The sequence below is a fragment of the Adhaeribacter aquaticus DSM 16391 genome (assembly GCF_000473365.1).
Taxonomy (GTDB): Bacteria; Bacteroidota; Bacteroidia; order Cytophagales; family Hymenobacteraceae; genus Adhaeribacter; species Adhaeribacter aquaticus.
The window spans coordinates 3,639,904-3,659,664 of sequence record NZ_KI421517.1 but is presented as its reverse complement, the minus strand read 5'-3'; the positions used below and the strand labels follow the sequence as shown (position 1 = coordinate 3,659,664).

Annotated in this window: 14 protein-coding genes; 3 read left to right on the top strand and 11 right to left on the bottom strand. The window is 39.0% G+C overall.

Annotated features, from left to right (window positions below):
• The first annotated feature begins 304 nt into the window (after nt 1-304).
• On the top strand, nt 305-1,690 hold the full coding sequence (locus ADHAQ_RS26220; protein ID WP_051360019.1) for an MFS transporter: 1,386 nt from the start codon (nt 305-307) through the stop codon (nt 1,688-1,690).
• A 38-nt stretch (nt 1,691-1,728) separates the two neighbouring features.
• On the opposite strand, the gene ADHAQ_RS0118395 is transcribed toward ADHAQ_RS26220, so the two are convergent.
• The 5 genes from ADHAQ_RS0118395 to ADHAQ_RS0118375 form a co-directional block, all read right to left on the bottom strand.
• Nucleotides 1,729-2,604, bottom strand: coding sequence for an NAD(P)-dependent oxidoreductase (locus ADHAQ_RS0118395; RefSeq protein ID WP_026464198.1), 876 nt, complete (start codon nt 2,602-2,604; stop codon nt 1,729-1,731).
• Nucleotides 2,605-2,686: 82 nt separating this feature from the next.
• On the bottom strand, nt 2,687-4,006 hold the full coding sequence (locus ADHAQ_RS0118390) for a sensor histidine kinase (protein ID WP_026464197.1): 1,320 nt from the start codon (nt 4,004-4,006) through the stop codon (nt 2,687-2,689).
• A gap of 1 nt (nt 4,007) precedes the next feature.
• Nucleotides 4,008-4,682, bottom strand: coding sequence for a response regulator transcription factor (locus tag ADHAQ_RS0118385; protein ID WP_026464196.1), 675 nt, complete (start codon nt 4,680-4,682; stop codon nt 4,008-4,010).
• A 13-nt stretch (nt 4,683-4,695) separates the two neighbouring features.
• Nucleotides 4,696-5,682 carry a hypothetical protein gene (locus tag ADHAQ_RS0118380; protein WP_157433458.1) on the bottom strand — a complete coding sequence of 329 codons (987 nt, stop codon included), beginning with the start codon at nt 5,680-5,682 and terminating at the stop codon, nt 4,696-4,698.
• Between the two features lie 79 nt (nt 5,683-5,761).
• Nucleotides 5,762-7,099: a hypothetical protein gene (locus ADHAQ_RS0118375; protein WP_026464194.1), complete on the bottom strand. Its 1,338-nt coding sequence runs from the start codon at nt 7,097-7,099 to the stop codon at nt 5,762-5,764.
• Nucleotides 7,100-7,589: 490 nt separating this feature from the next.
• Between ADHAQ_RS0118375 and ADHAQ_RS0118370 the strand changes: the two genes are divergently transcribed.
• Nucleotides 7,590-9,713: an alpha-galactosidase gene (locus ADHAQ_RS0118370; protein WP_169728012.1), complete on the top strand. Its 2,124-nt coding sequence runs from the start codon at nt 7,590-7,592 to the stop codon at nt 9,711-9,713.
• Between the two features lie 75 nt (nt 9,714-9,788).
• On the opposite strand, the gene ADHAQ_RS0118365 is transcribed toward ADHAQ_RS0118370, so the two are convergent.
• The 6 genes from ADHAQ_RS0118365 to ADHAQ_RS0118335 all read right to left on the bottom strand — a co-directional run bounded on the left by ADHAQ_RS0118365 (nt 9,789) and on the right by ADHAQ_RS0118335 (nt 17,111).
• A complete protein-coding gene (locus tag ADHAQ_RS0118365; protein WP_026464192.1) occupies nt 9,789-10,250 on the bottom strand; it encodes a DUF4268 domain-containing protein in 462 nt (153 codons plus the stop codon).
• A gap of 123 nt (nt 10,251-10,373) precedes the next feature.
• A complete protein-coding gene (locus ADHAQ_RS26215; RefSeq protein WP_051360018.1) occupies nt 10,374-10,829 on the bottom strand; it encodes a response regulator in 456 nt (151 codons plus the stop codon).
• Between the two features lie 408 nt (nt 10,830-11,237).
• A complete protein-coding gene (locus tag ADHAQ_RS0118350) occupies nt 11,238-12,359 on the bottom strand; it encodes a glycerate kinase (RefSeq protein ID WP_026464191.1) in 1,122 nt (373 codons plus the stop codon).
• Between the two features lie 7 nt (nt 12,360-12,366).
• Nucleotides 12,367-13,623, bottom strand: a complete 1,257-nt coding sequence (locus tag ADHAQ_RS0118345) for a GntP family permease (protein ID WP_034256914.1) — start codon at nt 13,621-13,623, stop codon at nt 12,367-12,369.
• Between the two features lie 186 nt (nt 13,624-13,809).
• Nucleotides 13,810-15,132, bottom strand: coding sequence for a tRNA (N(6)-L-threonylcarbamoyladenosine(37)-C(2))-methylthiotransferase MtaB (gene mtaB, locus ADHAQ_RS0118340; protein WP_026464189.1), 1,323 nt, complete (start codon nt 15,130-15,132; stop codon nt 13,810-13,812).
• Between the two features lie 221 nt (nt 15,133-15,353).
• Entirely contained in the window at nt 15,354-17,111 is a 1,758-nt protein-coding gene (locus ADHAQ_RS0118335; RefSeq protein ID WP_169728011.1) for an LTA synthase family protein, read from the bottom strand.
• Nucleotides 17,112-17,439: 328 nt separating this feature from the next.
• Between ADHAQ_RS0118335 and ADHAQ_RS0118330 the strand changes: the two genes are divergently transcribed.
• Complete coding sequence (locus ADHAQ_RS0118330; protein ID WP_026464187.1) at nt 17,440-19,629, top strand: glutamine synthetase III family protein; 2,190 nt, start codon at nt 17,440-17,442, stop codon at nt 19,627-19,629.
• Nucleotides 19,630-19,761 lie beyond the last annotated feature (132 nt).

Genomic DNA, 19,761 nt, shown 5'->3' with positions numbered 1-19,761 from the left:
AAGAAAAGAATAAACTGAAATGCTTTTAAATGTTGTGAATACATTTTATCTTCTTTAAGGAGCCACCTATTCTTCTACCCGAAAGCCATTACTGCTCATAGAAGGGTGCTGGAGGCAGAATGAAGACCTACCAATACCCGCAAAACCTTTCTTAATGTGATTAAATTTATAGAAGGCTTTGGGAGGAAGCTGGGAAAAGCAGTTAAATTAAGTTAGAAAGATTTCTATTAAAGGGTTATAAATAAATTAATCCTTTACCTATTGCCATTTGCTCCTATATTTGAATTTTTATTGCCAACTTCCTATGAACGAAACACTAAAAAACGCCACACCTGCAGAACCACTAACTCCAGCCCCACAAAACAGTTTAAAGTTAGTAATCCTAGCTTCCGCAGCGGGCACACTAATAGAGTGGTACGATTTGTTTTTGGCAGTTACCTTGGCCAATACCTTATCCATGCAATTATTCCCGGCTGGAGATTCAAAATTTCTGGAGACATTAGCCATTGTAGCATCTTCCTATTTAATCCGGCCCATCGGGTCTTTATTGTTTGGTAACATCGGCGATAAAGTAGGGCGCAAATATTCTTTCCTGGTTTCGTTGCTCCTCATGGGAGCTGCTACTTTCTTAATTGGCTGCATTCCTACCTATAACCAAATTGGCTGGCTGGCCCCTTTTCTATTATTAATTTGTCGTTTATTTCAGGGATTAGCAATAAGTGGCGAATATGCCGGGGCCACCATTTATGTAGCAGAGCATTCCCCTGCTAATAAAAGAGGCTTTTATACCGGCTTTATTCAAACTACTTCTTCTATTGCGCTTATTCTTTGCCTCGCGGTAGTATTTACTACCCGCAGCAGCATGAGCGAAGCTAGTTTTAATGACTTTGGATGGCGGATTCCTTTTTTATTTAGTTCAGTACTGGTGATAATGAGTTATGTAATTAGGCGGAAATTACACGAAAGCCCGGTATTCAGCCAGTTAAAGAAAGAAGGAAAAACCAGTAACACTCCCGTTAAAGATACTTTCAAGTCCAAGAAAAATGTCGGCCTTATACTGGCAGCTATATTTGGGGGCAACGCTGCGCAAAGTTCTATTATGCAAACCAACCAGTTTGTGGCGTTGTTCTTTTTACAGCGCACTGTTAAGCTTCCGGATACAACTGCCTTATTGATCATTGCCGCCGGTATTTTATTAGCCGGACCATTCTTCCAGATATTTGGTAACCTAAGCGATAAAATTGGGCGCAAAAAAGTTATTCTTTCCGGCTTATTCCTGGGTTTAGTTATTATACCTTTATCTTTTTACACTTTTCTGGAACTAGGTAACCCACAACGGCTAGATACTGTGCAGGAAATTAGCACCCAAACGACCCTATTATTTATTTTAATGGTGTTCCTGATTACCATGGCCAGTGCTTTGGTTTATGGTCCTATGGCAGCTTTTTTACTAGAGCTGTTCCCTACCAGAATACGATACACCAGCATGGGCTTTACCTATAATATTGGTAATGGTGCTATTGGTGGCTCAACCCCATTTATTACAGAACTTATAAAAGCAAGCTTTGTGGTAGGTGCTGCCTTTGCGCCTTATGTTGGTTTGGTTTACCCAATTGCCTTAGTGGTTTTAGGCATTGTGGTTAATATTTTATTTGTTCCTGAAACCTATAAAAACCAATTAACAGACTAAGGTTTTCTTAGTCTGTTAATCCTCCGCTTAAAACCAAACTACTTAATAAGATCTGGCTTTAACAGCTTTACAATTGCTGAAAAATCTTCTTCTCCCAAACCCGACTGCTGGGCTAAAGCATATAATTCTTTGGTAATTTGCAGCGAGGGTACCGCCACCTTTTGTTCATAAGCGGTAAGACTGGCCAAATGCAGGTCTTTTTGCATCCATGCCAATGGAAATTCGGCAGAAAAATCCCGCTTAGTAATTTTAGGTTGTTTGAGTTTTAAAAAAGGGGCTGCAGTTGGTCCGTTTAATAAAGTCTGATACAGCATTTCTTCTGAAATACCCAGAGAAGTACCTAAACTAAATGCCTCGGCAAAGGCAACCATGGCCTGCGCCAACAGCATATTATTGACCATCTTCATACTGGTGCCGGCTCCATTTTCCTCTCCTACATGAATCGTAGCTTTTCCCATTACCTCCAGTAATTCCCGAACCTGATTCAAATCATTTTCAGCACCACCCACATAAAACAACAACTCCCCTTTTTCCGCCGGAATTAAGGAACCAGCTACAGGTGCATCCAGAAAGCGGTGCCCCATCTTGTTTGCATGCAGAGCCATTTTTTTAGTAAAAGAAGGATTAACTGTGCTGCAATCTATCCATAAAGAATTACCAGGTAAGGCTTTTAAAAACCCATCGTACCCTAGAGCCACTTCCTCCACTGCTTCCGGGGTAGATAACATAGTAATAACCAGGCGGCATGCCTGCCCTACTCTTTCCGGAGAATCGGCCCAAGTTGCTCCCCCCGAAACCAATAAATCGGCTTTAGCTGCTGTTCGGTTATAAATTACTAATTCATGACCTGCTTTTTGTAAATTGGCAGCCATTCGGCTACCCATTATTCCTAAACCTATAAATCCTATTTTCATTTCCGTTATTTTGGGTTTATTAAGCTACCTGTAAAATAGAAAATGTTTTTTACGGAAATAAAAAAGAAATAAAATAAGTAAATCAGGCTTTCGGGAAACTGAAACAAAAGGTGGTACCCTGATTCAGAACAGAATTGACGGTTAACTTTAATTTATGGAATTGAGCTACCGTTTGCACAATAGGTAACCCTAAACCGTGACTTTCACCATCCGGGGCATGTAAGCGTTTAAACCGGCTAAAAATATGAGGCACTTGTTCTTCCGGAATCCCAACGCCGGTATCCGTGATACATAATTCATATGTATCTTTTACCTGTTGACCCGAAACCAAAATTTTGCCTTGATTTCGGTTATACTTAATAGCATTATTTACCACATTAAATAACATAGTAAATAATAAAGAATAATTAGCTTCTTTTAATACCCAAGTATCTTTTAAATCCATTTCCAGGCTAATATCTCTTACTTCCGCTCTTTCAGCAATCTCCTCCACCACGTCTTCTGCCAGCTGTTTTATATTTACCGGTTCATTTTTAAGATACTGCTCGTTTTCAATCCGGGAAATAAGCAATAAAGCCTGGATAATACTTTTCAACCGGTGCAGGGTTTTTTGATTATCAACCAGCTTTTCGAGCAAATGCTCAGGCATGGTAGGATCGGATAATAAATTTTCTAACCGGGTTTGTAAGATAGAAATGGGCGTTAATAATTCATGGGAAACGTTACCAATAAATTCTTTTTCTTTTAAGAAAGCATGCTGAATTTGGCCCATCATGCTGTTTATGGTATTGTTCAGGTAAATAAAATCATCAGTAGAGGTACGTAGCTGCTGGGGCTTAAAGGTACCGGGGTGGCCTATCCGCTGCAACCGTTTTACAATTAAAGTAAATGGTTGGAGAATAATTTTACTAAAAGCCAGATCTATAAATACAGTAAGTAAAACAACCGCTACTAAAAAGTAAAGCGCATATTTCTGCAACGTATCACCTCCTTCTCGTATTGTTGCCAAACTACGGCCAATTTCCAAGAGGTACGTCTCGCCGCCCACCATTTCAAAGGTCAGGCTTAGTACCCGATACTCCACAACTTCGTTTTCGACCTTGCGCAAGCTATTTTCTATAGTATCCGCTGCTGTACCAGGATTAACTTCTTCAATAGAAATAAATTCTTCTTTTAGCAGGTTGTAACTACCATATGCCCCGTTATCTCCTTCCGAAATAAATTGTTCAATGCCCTGCTCCTCTATTATTTGGAGTACCCGGTCTTTTTTTTCTTTTAAGCGGTTATCAGTATTACGCAAAGCCACTTTGTGTATAAGAGGCGGTAAAAGCAACACCAATAATAGCAGAATTGTAATTTTGGAGGCAGCGCTAAATAAAGTAAGTTTAGATTGAAGCCGCATGTTAGATAGTTAACCGGTACCCTACGCCGCGCACGGTTTCAAGCCAATCTGTAGAAGCAAAGGCCGAAAGTTTTTTGCGCAGGTTTTTAATGTGCACATCAATGTAATTAGAATCATAATCATCTTCCAAAATATTGCCCCAAATATGTTCAGTAAGCTGTAATCGGGTCAGAATCCGGTTTTTGTGCAACACCAGGTAATGCAACAAATCAAACTCTTTTTTGGTTAAGGCTATTTCTTTCCCATTATGCCCCACTTTACGAGTTTCGGTGTCCAATTCAAAATTATGAAAAGGAATAACAGAGGTTTTCACCTTGAATTTACGCCGGACCACTGCCTGCATACGGGCCTGCAATTCCAGTAAGGAAAAAGGTTTAGGCAAATAATCATCAGCACCCAAACCAAGACCATGTATTCTGTCTTCTAAAGAACCTCGTGCGGTTAAAATTATAATACCAGGATCGTGTTCCAGTTTTTTAGCTTCTGCCAATAAATCTAAACCGTTATAATCTGGCAAACCCAGGTCCAACAAAATAAAATCATACAAATTTACGGCTATTTTCTCCGAAGCATCCCGGCCGGTATCGGCCCAATCGCATTTATAGTGCTCCGTTGACAGAAAATGTACCAATTCGTTTGCTAAGCTTACTTCGTCTTCTACAATTAGTACATGCATAAATTTTATAAAATTAAAAACTATAAGTTAAGTTAAGCTGATAAAAAGATTGGGCCCTGGATTCGTCTCCGGAAAGCTTATTAACAGGGATTAAATAGCGATAGGCGGGTTCTATTTCGAAGCTACCCAAGGTTATAACAACTGGAAGCTTTAAGTCATAATTTAGTAAATTAAATTTACTTTGAGTAGTGGTGGTAGTCGTCGTGGTGGTGGTAGTGGTAGTTCCATTGTTACCATTATTATTTCCATTATTGCCGTTACCATTACCGGGCAGCAGCGGATCCAATACGCCGCCTATAGGATTGTTATTGTTATTATTCCCATTACCATTTCCCTGATTTTTTCTTTCTTCCACCACAGTGGTGGTATAGGTTTCGGAAAACCGTTGAGTACCGCTTATAATACTAATTTTGGGATCAATACCAATTGGGGTTTTTCCTCCCCACAACTTATTTAAACCTAGGTACCGGGAGTTATCCAATACCACAAATACATCATGTGTGCCGCCAAAAATATAACTCGTAGTCAGGCTGGTAAATAAAATATTCCAATCCAAGGTAGCGTTGGCCGTAGCAATATTTGCCACCACGGATTTAATTAAGGGGTTATTTTTACTGAAAATAAACCGGGAATAACTTAAATTCCCGTTAGCCCGCTTACCCATTTTAAAGGTATAGCCTAAAGATAAATCCGTTTCATCAATGGCCTTATCCGTGTTAAACAATTGGTAAGAGGTGGCAGAAGCCCATAACCCGGATTGATGTACATAGGTTAAAGTACCAGCTACGTAAGGATATTTGGTTAAAGTATACCGCCCGTAAAATGAAGAATTATTGGCAGTTTCCAATCCTACGCTCCAGGTACCCTTTTTATAAATGGTATCGGCCTGGATACTTTGTACACCCGGTTTACCTTTTTCCAAGGTCGCATTAGCTTTCACTGCTTTTGGCATTACCCATACCCAAACCAATAAAATCAGGAGTATTAAATGCTTTTTCATTACCATTAGGTTTCTCTTTTGCGAAACCATGTTAAGCAGCTGTTTACTATTTGACAGCTGCTTAACATAGATTATTTAATTATTTTCCAACTTTAATAATGTTGCCTACTTTTACATTAGCTCCATTATTTACTTTTACTGCACCACTAGCTGAATTCACCGTCTGACCAACATTTACCGGACGACCAGCACCTTGTGGCCGACCAGCCGATAATACCCGACCAGCACCGGTTACTCTGGCAGCTGATCCAGTTACGGCACCAGCTTCTACTTTAACCGGTTTGTCCTGGCGTTTAGCGGTAGCCACTTCTTTTACCAAATGGCCATTTGCTGATCCTTCAGCTTCTGCATCATGCGCAACGCCCGAAACCTTTTGGCCGTGGTTTTCTTTTTCAGCTTCTATTTTGTCTTTTTTATTTTTTCTTTTTTCTCCACCATTTTGCTGAGGTCTTCCAGCCTGCACGAAAGCATTACCTTCCATAGCTACTTCATTAGTAAAAGAAGCATTCAGGTCAGAAAACTGATTTACTGTTTCGGATCCCGTATTTTGAGTTGCTCCTACCTGGCCAGCAACTGTTGCTTCGCTTGATTGGTAAATATCAGTCGCCGCATTTTCTGCTTTTGCTTTCGCTTGTTTGCCTTTGCTAAAGAAAAACATACCTGTATTCTGAGCACTTTCAGCTACGGCCTGGCCATGATTTTCTACTGATGCTTTGCCTTGCACAGCCGCATTAATAGTAGTTTGGTGAGCTACATCAGCAGTAGTTTGACCAGTGGATAAAGCGGCATTCCCCTGTGCTTCAGCTGCCACCTGGGTGCTGTTAGCCAGGTTATTGGTATTTTCGACTGTTCCTGCTAAAGTAGCCTGCGTTTCAGTTGCCACTTTTTGCCCGGCTCTTTCTGTTTTCTCAGCCGCTACCCGGCCTTTGTTTTCTAGCGCCTGGCCTTTCGTTTCTGCCGATCCTTTTGTTTTATGTGCTACCTCCGAAACCGCCTGGCCGTGATTTTCTGCGGAAGCTTTACCATTTGCCGAAGCAGAGGTCTCTGTGCTTTGGACCACTTCTATCGTTGCCTGGGTATTATTCTCATTCGTAGTTTTATTTTTTAAGCTTTCTTTTTTGTTTTTGGCGCTTTCCTTCAAACTGGCAGTTTCTTCCTTCATCTCAGCTTTAGCAACTTTCGCTTTAGAAAGACTTTCTTCTTTTGCTAAACCCTGATTATGATTATTTATTGAGGTCTCAGAAGTTGCACTAACAGTAGTTGCCGACTCTGCGCCAGCGTTTACTTTTTTGTGTTTACCGGTGGCCGAAACCTCTGTTTTATGAGTGGCATTAGCATTAACTTCAGTTTTAGAGTTTTGCGCAAAAGCGGTAGCAGTGGTCATCAGAACAGCTACTAAAAGAGTTATTTTTTTCATGGCTTTGTTTAAGTTTTATTAATTAATAAGCCAAAACTATTAAGTCAAGATGAAGAGAAAATGAAGATTTATTTTATTTCTCAAATTTCTTTCTGGTTCAAGCTTTTGCGAATAAAACTGTCGCTCCAAAACAAAATCTACTTTAAAAGCGTGCCTTATTTCTAGCCGAAAGTTAATTTTGGGTAATAACGTCTCTTAAATCCTAATATTTTAGAATTAGATTGTAAAAAGAAAGATGGTAGTTTTCATTTATTTAACTAATTATAATACAAAAAGCACATTTCTAATTTTGTTTATCACAATAGTTAAATCAATCTAATAACTTGCGAACTCTTTTATCTGGTTCCTTTAAAACTTCTATAACCTATTTATTTAGTTCTGATTAATGAAGATTTCTGCTAATTATTCTCAATTAAAATATTTTTTGAGAAAACCATTTTTGCTGTTCCTGCCTATACTTTTATTAGCAAGTACTTATTCAAGGGCGCAAATGACAACTGTTATTCCAATAGAATCTCAAAACAATGCGTTGGCTTTACAAGTTGGTAAAGATCAACGGGTGGGCATTATCTATTTTGGCACCAAACTAAACAATGCCAGCGAATACCAGCATGCTCCTGGTATGTACCACCGGGGCGATGATTATTCTGGTATCTTAAACTCAGCTTATACTCCGGCTGGTTCCCGGAATTTAGTAGAACCGGCTATTCAGGTAACCCACGCCAATGGCAATACTTCTTTGGATCTACAATATGTAAGCCATCAGGTCCAAACCACTGAAAACAATGTTTCTACTACCAGCATTAAGTTAAAAGATCCTAAATACGCCCTTGAGGTTACTTTATATTATAAGGTGTACCGCAACGAAGATGTCATTGAGCAATGGTCGGTGATTAAAAACAATGAAAAAGGAAATATCACGCTGCACAAATACGCTTCTGCCAATTTGTATCTTTCGGCCGATTCTTACTGGTTAAAGCATTATCACGGCGATTGGGCAAAGGAAATGCAAACCGAAGAAGTGCGGTTAACTTCAGGGATAAAAGTACTGGACACTAAATTAGGCACCCGTGCCAATTTATATCAGCCGCCAACCTTTATGGTATCTTTAGACAAACCGGCTACCGAAGATGAAGGCCGCATATTATATGGTTCGGTGGAGTGGACCGGAAATTTCCGGGTAGATTTAGAAGTAGATCCTTTAAATAATTTACGGGTAATTGCTGGTATCAATCCTTTTGCCTCTGATTATTCTTTGGCGCCTAAACAGGAATTCACCACCCCTGCTTTTTTATATACATATTCCGAAAAAGGCAAAGGCGATGCCAGCCGGAAATTACACCGCTGGGCCCGGAACTATCGCATCATGCAGGGCAATGGTTCCCGATTAACGTTATTAAACAATTGGGAGGCTACTTTTTTTGATTTTAATGAGAACAAACTAGCTGAACTAATCCGCGATACTAAGAAGCTGGGTGTAGATATGTTCTTGTTGGATGATGGCTGGTTCGCTAATAAATACCCTCGCAACAGCGACAAAGCCGGATTAGGTGACTGGCAGGAAAACGTCCAGAAGTTACCTCATGGCATTGGATATTTAGTAAAAGAAGCACAGAATAATGATGTAAAATTTGGTATTTGGGTAGAGCCCGAAATGGTAAACCCCAAGAGCGAATTATATGAAAAACATCCGGACTGGGTTATACGGCAACCCGGCCGGGAAGAACATCTGTATCGGAACCAACTGGTACTGGACCTGAGCAACCCCAAAGTACAGGATTTTGTTTATGGCGTCCTGGACAACATCATGACCAAAAACCCAAATGTAGCTTTCTTCAAATGGGATTGTAACGCCGTTATTTACAATGCTCACTCTGCTTATCTGAAAAAGCAATCGCACCTGTATGTGGAATATGTACGGGGTTTATATAAGGTACTGGAAAGATTCAGAGCCAAATATCCTAACCTGCCTATGATGTTGTGCTCGGGTGGCGGTGGCCGGGTGGATTATGCAGCACTTAAATATTTTACAGAATTTTGGTTAAGCGATAACACCGATCCACTGGAAAGAATATTTATTCAGTGGGAATATTCTTATTTCTTCCCGGCAATTTCGCACGACAACCACGTAACGGATTGGGGAAAACAGCCAATTAAATTCCGGACCGATGTAGCCATGATGGGTAAGCTAGGCTTTGATATTGTAGTAAGCCAGTTGGAGCCGAAAGACCTGAAGTTCTGCCAGGATGCGGTTATAACATATAAAGGTATCAGCGATCTGGTTTGGCACGGAGACTTATTCAGGCTGGCTAACCCGCAAGAAAATGATTACGCCTCCCTGATGTATGTAAATGAAGCGCAGAACCGGGCAGTTATGTTTAACTACCAAACCAGCAGCCGTTACGGTTCGGGAACTTTATCACCTATTAAACTAAAAGGTTTACACCCCGATAAAAAGTACACGGTTAAAGAAATAAATCTATATCCGGATACAAAATCAACCATTACTGGAACAACAGCCTATTCTGGTAATTATTTAATGACTATAGGTTTTAACCCGAATTTAAATACCAAAAGAACCAGTGTTATTTTAGAAATAAATGAACAAAAGTAATTTCTGTTAAAACCATAAAATAAAAAAGCTGCAGTAATTTATTGCAGCTTTTTTATTTTGTTGTTTTACCGGTCTTTATTTCAGGTCTTCAAAGCTATACTGCGCATCGCTCCAAAAGGCGTCCAGGGCTATAATGCGAGGCTTTAGAAAAGATATTATAGCTGGCCAATCTTCTCTGTTGAATACATTAACTCCCTCAATTTCTTTGTATATCCGGGTAATGGTTTGGTAATTTTCGTCTTGCGTATGCAGCACCCAGTCCCATTCTTCTCCAACAGTTTCGTGCAACAAACCTTTTAACGCCAGAAACTGGTCGAAAAATAATTCCTGAAGTTCAATATCAGCATGGGTAATATCAATCCCAATGGACGCTGTTCGTTTATCGGCCCGCATCCGGAAGAAAACGCTTTTTACACCGGTTTTATAATTTAACCAATTTACCTTCAGGCCTTCTGCTGATAGAATAGGAGTCATATACTGGCCAAATGCAGTCCAGAAAGCTTGGCGGAGTAGAGAGGCTTGTTCACGCGTATACATGAAGCAAACTTACGCAAGATTTATAGGTTGGATAAATAATTTGTTAATTTAAATCTGCTTACCATAAGTAAGTAGTGATAAAACTATTTAAAAAATAATGTATTTCTTGTCTGAGGGTAAAATTTATTTTACTACAAAAACTTTTTGTTCCAGGTTAAAAAGGTGTTGAAGCTTTTCGTTTGCTCTTAACTTAGAAATAGAAGCATCATTTAATGGTTTGTTTAGAAAATCCACTACCACCTCATATTCCATAGCTCGTTCTAAATCTTCCAGATCTATGGTAGACGATAAAATAACAATTTTAGTATTTGGTAAAATAGGTTGGTATTTTTCACAATATTCATCTAAAAAATCCCACCCATTCATGACAGGCATGTTCAAATCCAGAAAAATTAAGGCCGGAGCTGGTTCTAACCCGTATTGCCCTGCCTCCTCCAGAAAACCTTCAAAGTATTCAATTCCTTCCAGTCCATTTTTTAGCATTATCACTTCTCTTACGAATTCATAACGCTCCATTATAAATTCACAAAGAATAGATGTTACCTCGTCGTCGTCAATTATTAAAACCCTGTCAATCATCTTTGTTAAGTTACTCTAGGTTAGCAGAATAGGAATAATTATACAATTTTTCGTTTTTATTATTTATTCGAACCGGGAGTAGGTAAAAAAAATCTTAATTAAATTTCCTATGTAGTTAGAATAGTATCCATTTGCTTAGGATGCTAATTCAAATATGTCACTCTTATAGATAACCTCCTATTTCTGGTAAGAATGTTCTAATTTATCATTTTTTAATACCAAATTCAAATATATTATAGCATTATTAGACAAATTATTTTCCAAATTACTATTTATTTTTAAAACAACAGCATGTACTAACTATGGGTTTGTTATATTTATTATTTGCTAAACCCTTGAATATATGCAAAATAAAATTCAAAAAATTTTACTATTTTAAAATTAAGGAGGAGGAATATTTAAATATGATTAAAAAAGTACGCGTGTAACTGCAGTTGTCGTTTGTTCCAGATTTAATTTGCCCTTCCTTAAAGCCTCTTCTAAGGAACAAACTTCCGGAAGAATACCAAAAACAGATTTCAACCCTAACTGGTACAACATTTCGTGGTCGCAAACACGTCCGGCAAAAGCAATAACCGGCTTTTGATATTTCTGCGCTAACTTTACTACCCCCGAAATAGTTTTTCCATTTACCGTTTGATGATCAATACTTCCCTCACCGGTAAAAATAAAATCAGCATCCTTTATTTTATTTTCGATGCCCGAATGCTTTATTACCAAATTTATTCCTGGAACTAAAGTAGCTTGTAAGAAAGCCATTAAACCAGCACCGGTACCTCCGGCGGCACCGGCTCCTGGCACTTGATTTATATCGACATTCAAATACTCTTTAATTTTTTCAGCATAATGTTCTAAGTTTCTATCGAGTTCACTGATCATTTCTTCCGTAGCGCCTTTCTGAGGTCCGTAAATACGAGAAGCTCCGGTAGGGCCAGTTAAAGGATTTGTTACATCGCAAGCTACCTCCACCTCCAGCGGCACATTGTTAGTAATTAACCCTGCCGTTTCAATAGTTGTTATTTTACCCAATTCCCGCCCGCCAAAGCCTATTTCCTCCTCGTTCTCATCCAGGAATCGTATTCCTAAAGCCTGCAAAAGACCAACTCCTCCATCATTAGTAGCACTGCCACCAATGGCTATAATGAGTTTTTTTATACCTTTTGCCAGCAATGCTTTAATTAGTTGACCAGTACCGTAAGTTGTAGTAACTAAAGGATTTCGTTTTTCTTTTGGCACCAAATGTAAACCACTGGCACTAGCCAATTCTACTACCCCGGTTTCCCCATCACCAAGAATGGCATATTCACCTCTAATTAAATTACTCAATGGATCAGTTACCTCCTGGTAAAATACCGTACCGCCTGTAGCATCAGCCAAAGCCTGCATTGTACCTTCCCCCCCGTCGGCTAAGGGTACTTGGATACAAACTGCATCAGGTATTACCTGTTTAATGCCTCTTGCCATGGCCTCGCAAGCCTCTTTGGCGGTCATACTTTCTTTGAAAGAATCGGGAGCAAGAATAAACTTCATAGTAGCTTTAGTTGGCAAAAAAGCCAAAGATTAAAGTTGATACAATAGTTAAAACTAAACCAATTAAAGTCTCATAAGGTATTAGCTGCAAACGCTGACGAATATCCATAAAAACACTGCCACTGGAGGCATGGAAAAAGCTGCCATGGGGTAAATGATCCAATACGGTTGCCCCGGCATGTACCATAGCTGCCGCCGATAGAGCCGGAACACCCAAAGATAAAATTGTAGGTCCAAAAACGGTAGAGGCTACTGCCGTACCAGAGGTTGTAGAAGCTGTAGCCGCCGACATGGCAATTCCCGATAAAGGTGCCAATAAAAAAGCAGGCAACCCAAAAGACTGTAACCCATTGGTTATAATATCTTTTAAAGTAGAGTTAGCTATAATACCGGCAATACAACCAGTACATAGGAGCAAAACAGCTACCCCCAAAGTTTTATCTAAACCACTGCTAGCATACTGGCTTATGTTCTTAATCTTACCCATAAATAAAGCCCCGGCAATACCTCCTACTGGCAAGGCTATCATAGGATCAATTTTTATTCCGGTTAGCGGATTTAAGGCTAACAAGGCAATAGCTAAAACAGGACCGGAAATAGCTGCTAAAAAGGATGGCAAATTTTGATGCTGGTAATTTATATGTTCCTCCCCGACCATTTCTCCTTTTTTATTTAGCACTCCCGCCACCAACGCCGAAGCCACTATACCTACTAATGCCGGAACTATTCCAGCCAACATTACGGTAGTTAGTTCTAATTTAAAAGCATCTGCCGCGGCAATAGTATTGGGGTTGGGCGAAATAATATTGCCAGCTTTGCCCCCACCAATCATAGCTAATAAAATAGCTGCCTTAGACGTATGCGTACGCAAACCAAGGGTTAAAGCAATAGGAGCTACTGTAATAACAGCTACATATATAAATACTCCTGAAGCAGTTAAAATAAAAGTAGATAGGGCCAACGCCCATAAAATACGCTTTTCGCCTACCGTTTTAATAATGGTTTCAGCTATGGTAATGGAAGCCCCTGACTCCATAAGCACTCCGGCTAAAACGCCGGCAGCCAAAACCCGCAATACCGCTGGCAGGATATCTTTTGAACCAGCAAACATAAAATTTACGGTATCCTGCATAGACGCCCCGCCCACAACGCCTCCTACCAGTGCACCCGCCAATAAGGCATAAACCGGGTGTAATTTTTTAAGAATTAAAAAAATAGCCAGAGCCAAACCAATTATGGCCCCAAATGACGATATAACCACCATTAGGTAAAAAACTATGCTTTAAAGTAAAACGCTTATTTGGTAATATTTACTAATTATAATTTAAAATCAGCTTTTAATAATACTACTTTAAAAATATAATTAAATGGTTTTACCTGAATTTTTAGGATAAAAAGAAAAGCCTGGCTAATCAGCCAGGCTTTTCTTTTTATGGTAAATCATAATTAATTAATGTTGTAAAACTTCCTGATAAGCTTCCTCTGCTTCCATTAATCCACTAGCATTAATTTCAGTCAGGCATACAAATTTAGTTTCATTTACCAGAATCGGATCGTATTTAGCTACTACTCTAATATAATTTTCGGTAAAACCTTCCATTAATCCATTATGGATGTCGGCTTCAAATAAAACAGTTGTTTTGGTGCCTAAATTCTGCTCGTAGAACAACCGCTTCTTTTTCTCTGATAATATCCGAAGCATATCTGCCCTACGATTACGTTCTTTTACGGGTACCGTACCGGGTAAATCTACAGCAATGGTATTAGCCCGTTCCGAGTATGGAAATACGTGCAGGTAACTTATATTTAAATCATTCAGAAAATTGTACGTCTCCAGAAAATCTTCCTCTGTTTCACCAGGAAAACCTACAATTACATCTACCCCAATACATGCATGCGGCATTAACGTTTTAATCTTCTGGACCCGACTCGTGTACACCTCGCGTAGGTAACGCCGGCGCATGAGCTTTAAAACTTTATCAGAACCAGATTGTAAAGGAATATGAAAATGAGGCATAAACTTTTTAGAAGTAGCCACAAATTCAATTATTTCATCCCGCAGTAAATTTGGCTCAATAGAAGATATCCTGAACCGGTTTATGCCTTCTACTTTATCTAATTCCTGAACTAAATCATAAAAAGTCTCCTTCCGTCCAATTCCAGCCTGTATACCAAAATCCCCTAAATTGACGCCGGTTAATACAATTTCTTTTACTTCAGTTTGGGCTATTTCGTGCGCTGCCTTAATAACATCAGCAATAGCGTTGCTGCGACTTTTACCGCGTGCTAACGGAATGGTGCAGAAGGTACAGGAATAATCGCAACCATCCTGCACCTTTAAAAAAGTACGGGTCCGGTCGCCGAAAGAATAAGCGGTATGAAAGGTAGTGGCCGCACTAATGGGGCTGGCATGTATGGCTGCTTTTTCAGGTTTTTCAAAACCGTCCAGAATATCTACTAGCTGAAACTTTTCGGCGGCCCCCAACACGGCATGCACACCCGGAATTTCAGCAATTTCTTTTGGTTTTAATTGAGCATAACACCCGACAATTGTGATGAATGCATCTGGTGAATGCTTTAAAGCTTCTTTAACCACTTTGCGGCATTTCTTATCCGCATTATCTGTTACCGAACAGGTATTTATGACGTAAATATCCGCCTTCTCCTCAAACGCTACTTTTTCATATCCTCTCTCCTGAAATATTCGGGATATAGAAGAGGTTTCTGAAAAATTGAGCTTACAACCTAACGTATAAAATGCCACTTTTTTCATCAGGCTGCAAAGGTACGAATTTTAGTTTACAGCTCATAATCCACCATCTACCGTTTTAGTATAACACGCATACCCCATGGCAGATAAGTAAAAGAACCTGGCAATTACTGTTTTTTGATTAAAGCTTATAACAATCTAAATCTACAATATATTTAAACAAATTCTTTTCCATATATTAAAACTGCAAACCCCTAAGGATAGGCTGTGAGGTTTATATTTAGTTACTTCTTCAAAAAATCTTCAAAGGAATATTGCATATACGCTTTGCCTCGTTCCAGCTGATGAACCGGAACTTGCGGATCTTTTTCAATTATTTTTTTGGCTATATTGTCAAAAGTAACGGCACCTTGGGGGCTAACAAAACCAAACCCGTCGTTGAACACATAAAAGGCAAAAGAACTGGCGCCTGGATTTAATAAATTTTTACCCCAAACAAAGGACTGAAAAGGCAAATCCAATTGGGCTAAAACAGTAGGTACAATATCTGTCTGAGAACCAATTTTTGAAATTACTTTTCCTTTTTCCATTAAAGCTCCACCCGACAAAATAAAAGGAATTCGGAATTTGGATGGTTTATTATTTGAATCATTGCCCGGAAAACGATGGCCGTGATCAGCAGCCAGTATAAGCAAGGTATTATCCCACCAAGGTTCTTTTCGGGCCGCAGTTATAAATTCCCCTATGGCAACATCAGTATAATAAACCGAATTCTTGAATTGAGTAGCCTCATCGGTACCTTTAAACTTTTCGGAAATAGGAATATCATAAGGCTCATGACTGCTTAAGGTCATGATGGTAGCGAAAAAAGGGGTTTTCTCCTGGCGCAACTCATTTATCACCTGATTAAATAAAACATGATCGTGCACGCCCCACTTAGAGTTATAATCTTTTTTATCGAAGTCGTATTTGCTCCTTAATTTGTCGTAACCGGCCGTTAACAGATAAGACTTAATATTAGCAAAGGCTAACTCGCCGCCGTAAAAGAAACTGCTTTGGTATCCGGCTTCTTCCAGTATTTTATTTAAATGAGGTAGCTTTTCAGTTTTCCGGGGAGTTTTAACAATGGAGGTGGTGGTTTGTACCGGGTAACCACTTAATAAAGCCACCAAGCCTTTTTCGGTTCTGTCGCCGCTGGCATAAATACTATCAAATACAATCCCCTCTTTAGCTAGTTGGTCTAAATTAGGTGTTACTCCAGGTTCCCCTCCCAGGCATCCCACCAATTTGCCTGTATAACTTTCCAGTATGATAAAAATAATATTAGGTCGTTCGTCTTTTAATACTGGCAGCACTTTTCCGGCCGGATATTTATACATTTCTGCTACATATTGCCGGGCGGTTGAATCCGGAAAATAATGGTAGGGATTCTTTAAATCAAAATTCTTTTTGCTTAGGGAATACATCAGGTTCCAGGGCAGGTTAACAGCCGCATGATTGGCAAAAGCTTTGTCCGAAAAATAAACATCACTTTGGTTAACCGGAATTTGCTGAATACCTCCCCGGATTGGAATAATGAGAATAATCAAATAAAGAAAAGAAACACCTATATATATATATTGCCTCTTGTTTGGTAAAGGCAAATTGCGCCAATACCTCCGGAAAAAGAAAGTTGATAGAAGGATTAATATAAACAAAATAGTGGCTAAAAGGAAAACAGGAGCAGTTCCGGCAGATGCCATCATTTCGTGGGGAGTGGCTAAATATTGCAACGGTGTAGCATCTAACCGGAAGCCCCAGGCATTATAAAGCTCCAGATCTATTACTGTAAATAAACCTATGAGAGCAATTAAAAAATACGTGTAAACCCTAATAAGAGAATGTATTTTTAACTGGGGCAGGAACGCTTGAAGCAATAGCAAAAAGAAAGGGAAAACACTTATATAAGCAGCAAAGGAAACATCTAAGCGTAAGCCATAGCCAAAAATCCTGAAAATCTCCGAAGCAGTTAAATATTTAGCCTGAGAAGTATGGTAAGCCACAAAAATTGCTTTGCACCCTACGAAAAAAATTATCCAAAAGAAGAAATATCGTAATTGTAGTAGCCATTTGTTCATCTTAGCACAAAGATACTATCCATACTTTTGAAAAGTGAATACCATTTATTCCAAGGGTTTCATATTTATTGTCTGATTTTGGAGAGATGTTATATTTTAACCACTTTTTTTAAAAATGCCTTTAAAATAGAACCCCCAATTACAATTTTTATGGTAATTTTTCAAAAAAGATAAAAATTTTAAACCTCATTGCTTTTTATATTCAAATAATTACTACTTTTGAAAAACCTAATAAAAAAACATAAATATAATTATGGCAGTTCTTCGTTTTAAAGCACTTGAAATAGCTGAGAATCGTCAGCCGGTTGAAGTTGCTCCTATTTCTCAGAAGATATCTGAATACTATGGAAAAAACGTATTTGGCTTAGAAGCCATGCGTACAACCATGTCTAGCGAGTATTTCAAAAAACTATCCGCTGCAATTAAACATGGTACAAAAGTAGAGCGTAACGTAGCTGATGCTGTGGCTGCCGCCATGAAAACCTGGGCAATTGCCAAAGGTGCTACGCATTACACTCATTGGTTCCAGCCATTAACTGGTGCTACTGCTGAAAAGCATGATTCTTTCTTTGATTTAAACGCTGATGGTCAGGCCATCGAAAACTTTAAAGGTTCTGCCTTAGTTCAGCAAGAGCCAGATGCCTCTTCTTTTCCGAATGGTGGTATCCGGAATACCTTTGAGGCCCGTGGTTATACTGCATGGGATCCAACATCGCCTGCTTTCATCATTGAAATAGGTAATTCTAAAACCTTATGTATCCCTACGATATTTGTAGCTTATACAGGTGAGGCCTTAGATTACAAAGCTCCATTATTAAAAACTTTAACAGCACTTGAAAATGCAGCCGTTGAAGTTTGTCAATATTTCGACCGCGATGTAACTAAAGTTACCGCCACTTTAGGTATTGAACAGGAATATTTCTTAGTAGACAAAGCTTTATATACAGCTCGTCCGGACTTAGTATTAACTGGTCGTACTTTATTTGGTCATGCTCCTGCTAAAGGTCAGCAATTAGAAGACCATTATTTTGGCTCTATTCCTACCCGCGTGCATGCATTCATGGTAGATTTCGAGCAGGAAGCCCACAAATTAGGTATTCCTTTAAGAACTCGTCACAACGAGGTGGCTCCTAACCAGTTTGAGAGTGCACCTACTTTTGAAGATGCTAACTTAGCTGTAGACCACAACCAACTGTTGATGGACTTGATGGATAAAGTTGCTGAACGTCATCACTTCAAAGTATTATTACACGAAAAACCTTATGCTGGTGTAAATGGTAGTGGTAAGCACAATAACTGGGCATTATCTACTGACACAGGTGTAAACTTATTAGGCCCTGGAAAACGTCCGAAAGAAAACTTACAATTCTTAGCTTTCTTTGCTACTACGTTAATAGCCGTTTACAAAAATGCTGACTTATTACGCGCCAGCATAGCTTCAGCCAGCAACGACCACCGTTTAGGTGCCAACGAAGCGCCTCCGGCTATTATCTCGGCCTTCATTGGTTCCCAATTAAACCAGGTATGCGAAGAATTAGAGAATAACTCTAATATAAATATTGACAAAGGAGATAACATGTACCTGAAATTAGGTATCGATAAAATCCCTGAAATCTTATTAGACAACACTGACCGTAACCGTACTTCTCCATTTGCCTTTACAGGTAATAAATTCGAATTACGCGCTGTTGGTTCTTCTGCTAACTCTGCTAACGCAATGACTGTTCTGAACGCTATTGTTGCTGATCAGTTAATCGAGTTCAAAAAGGAAGTTGATGCAGCTATCGAAAAGGGTAAGAAAAAAGAGGTTGCTATTATTGATGTTATCCGTCGTTATATAATCGAATCTAAACCAATTCGTTTCGAAGGTAACGGATACTCTAAAGAGTGGGAAGAGGAAGCAGCTCGTCGTGGTTTAAATAACGTAAAAACTACTCCGCAAGCTTTAGATTTTTATGTTACTAAATCAGCTGAAGAATTATTCTCACGTTTAGGAATTTATACTAAAGTAGAATTACACGCTCGTCACGAAATATTATTAGAAGAATATCTAAAGAAAATTCAGATTGAAGCCCGTGTATTAGGTGATTTAGCTATCAATCACATTATTCCTACAGCTGTTGCTTACCAAAACAAACTGATCACTAACATCAGAGGTTTACGTGAGTTAGGCTTAGATGAAGAATATACTGCTTCTACTTTAGAAACAATTAAAGATATTTCGAAGCATATCGCAATCATTCAAAAGAATGTAGACGAAATGATTGAAAAACGTAAAGTAGCTAACAAACTGGAAGATACTCGCGAGCGTGCGATCATGTACTGCGACGAAGTAAAAGCTTATTTTGATGTAATTCGCTACAGCGTTGATAAATTAGAGTTAATGGTTGATGACGAAGATTGGCCATTAGTAAAATACAGAGAATTATTGTTCACACGCTAATTCTAAGTATCAGAATAAGAAAGGCTCCTCAATTGAGGAGCCTTTTTGTTTTACTAGATTTTTAACTTTTATATACTCTGGTTTTCACCTAATATAAATGTCATAAGCCTTCAACATTTTATTAAAGACAGG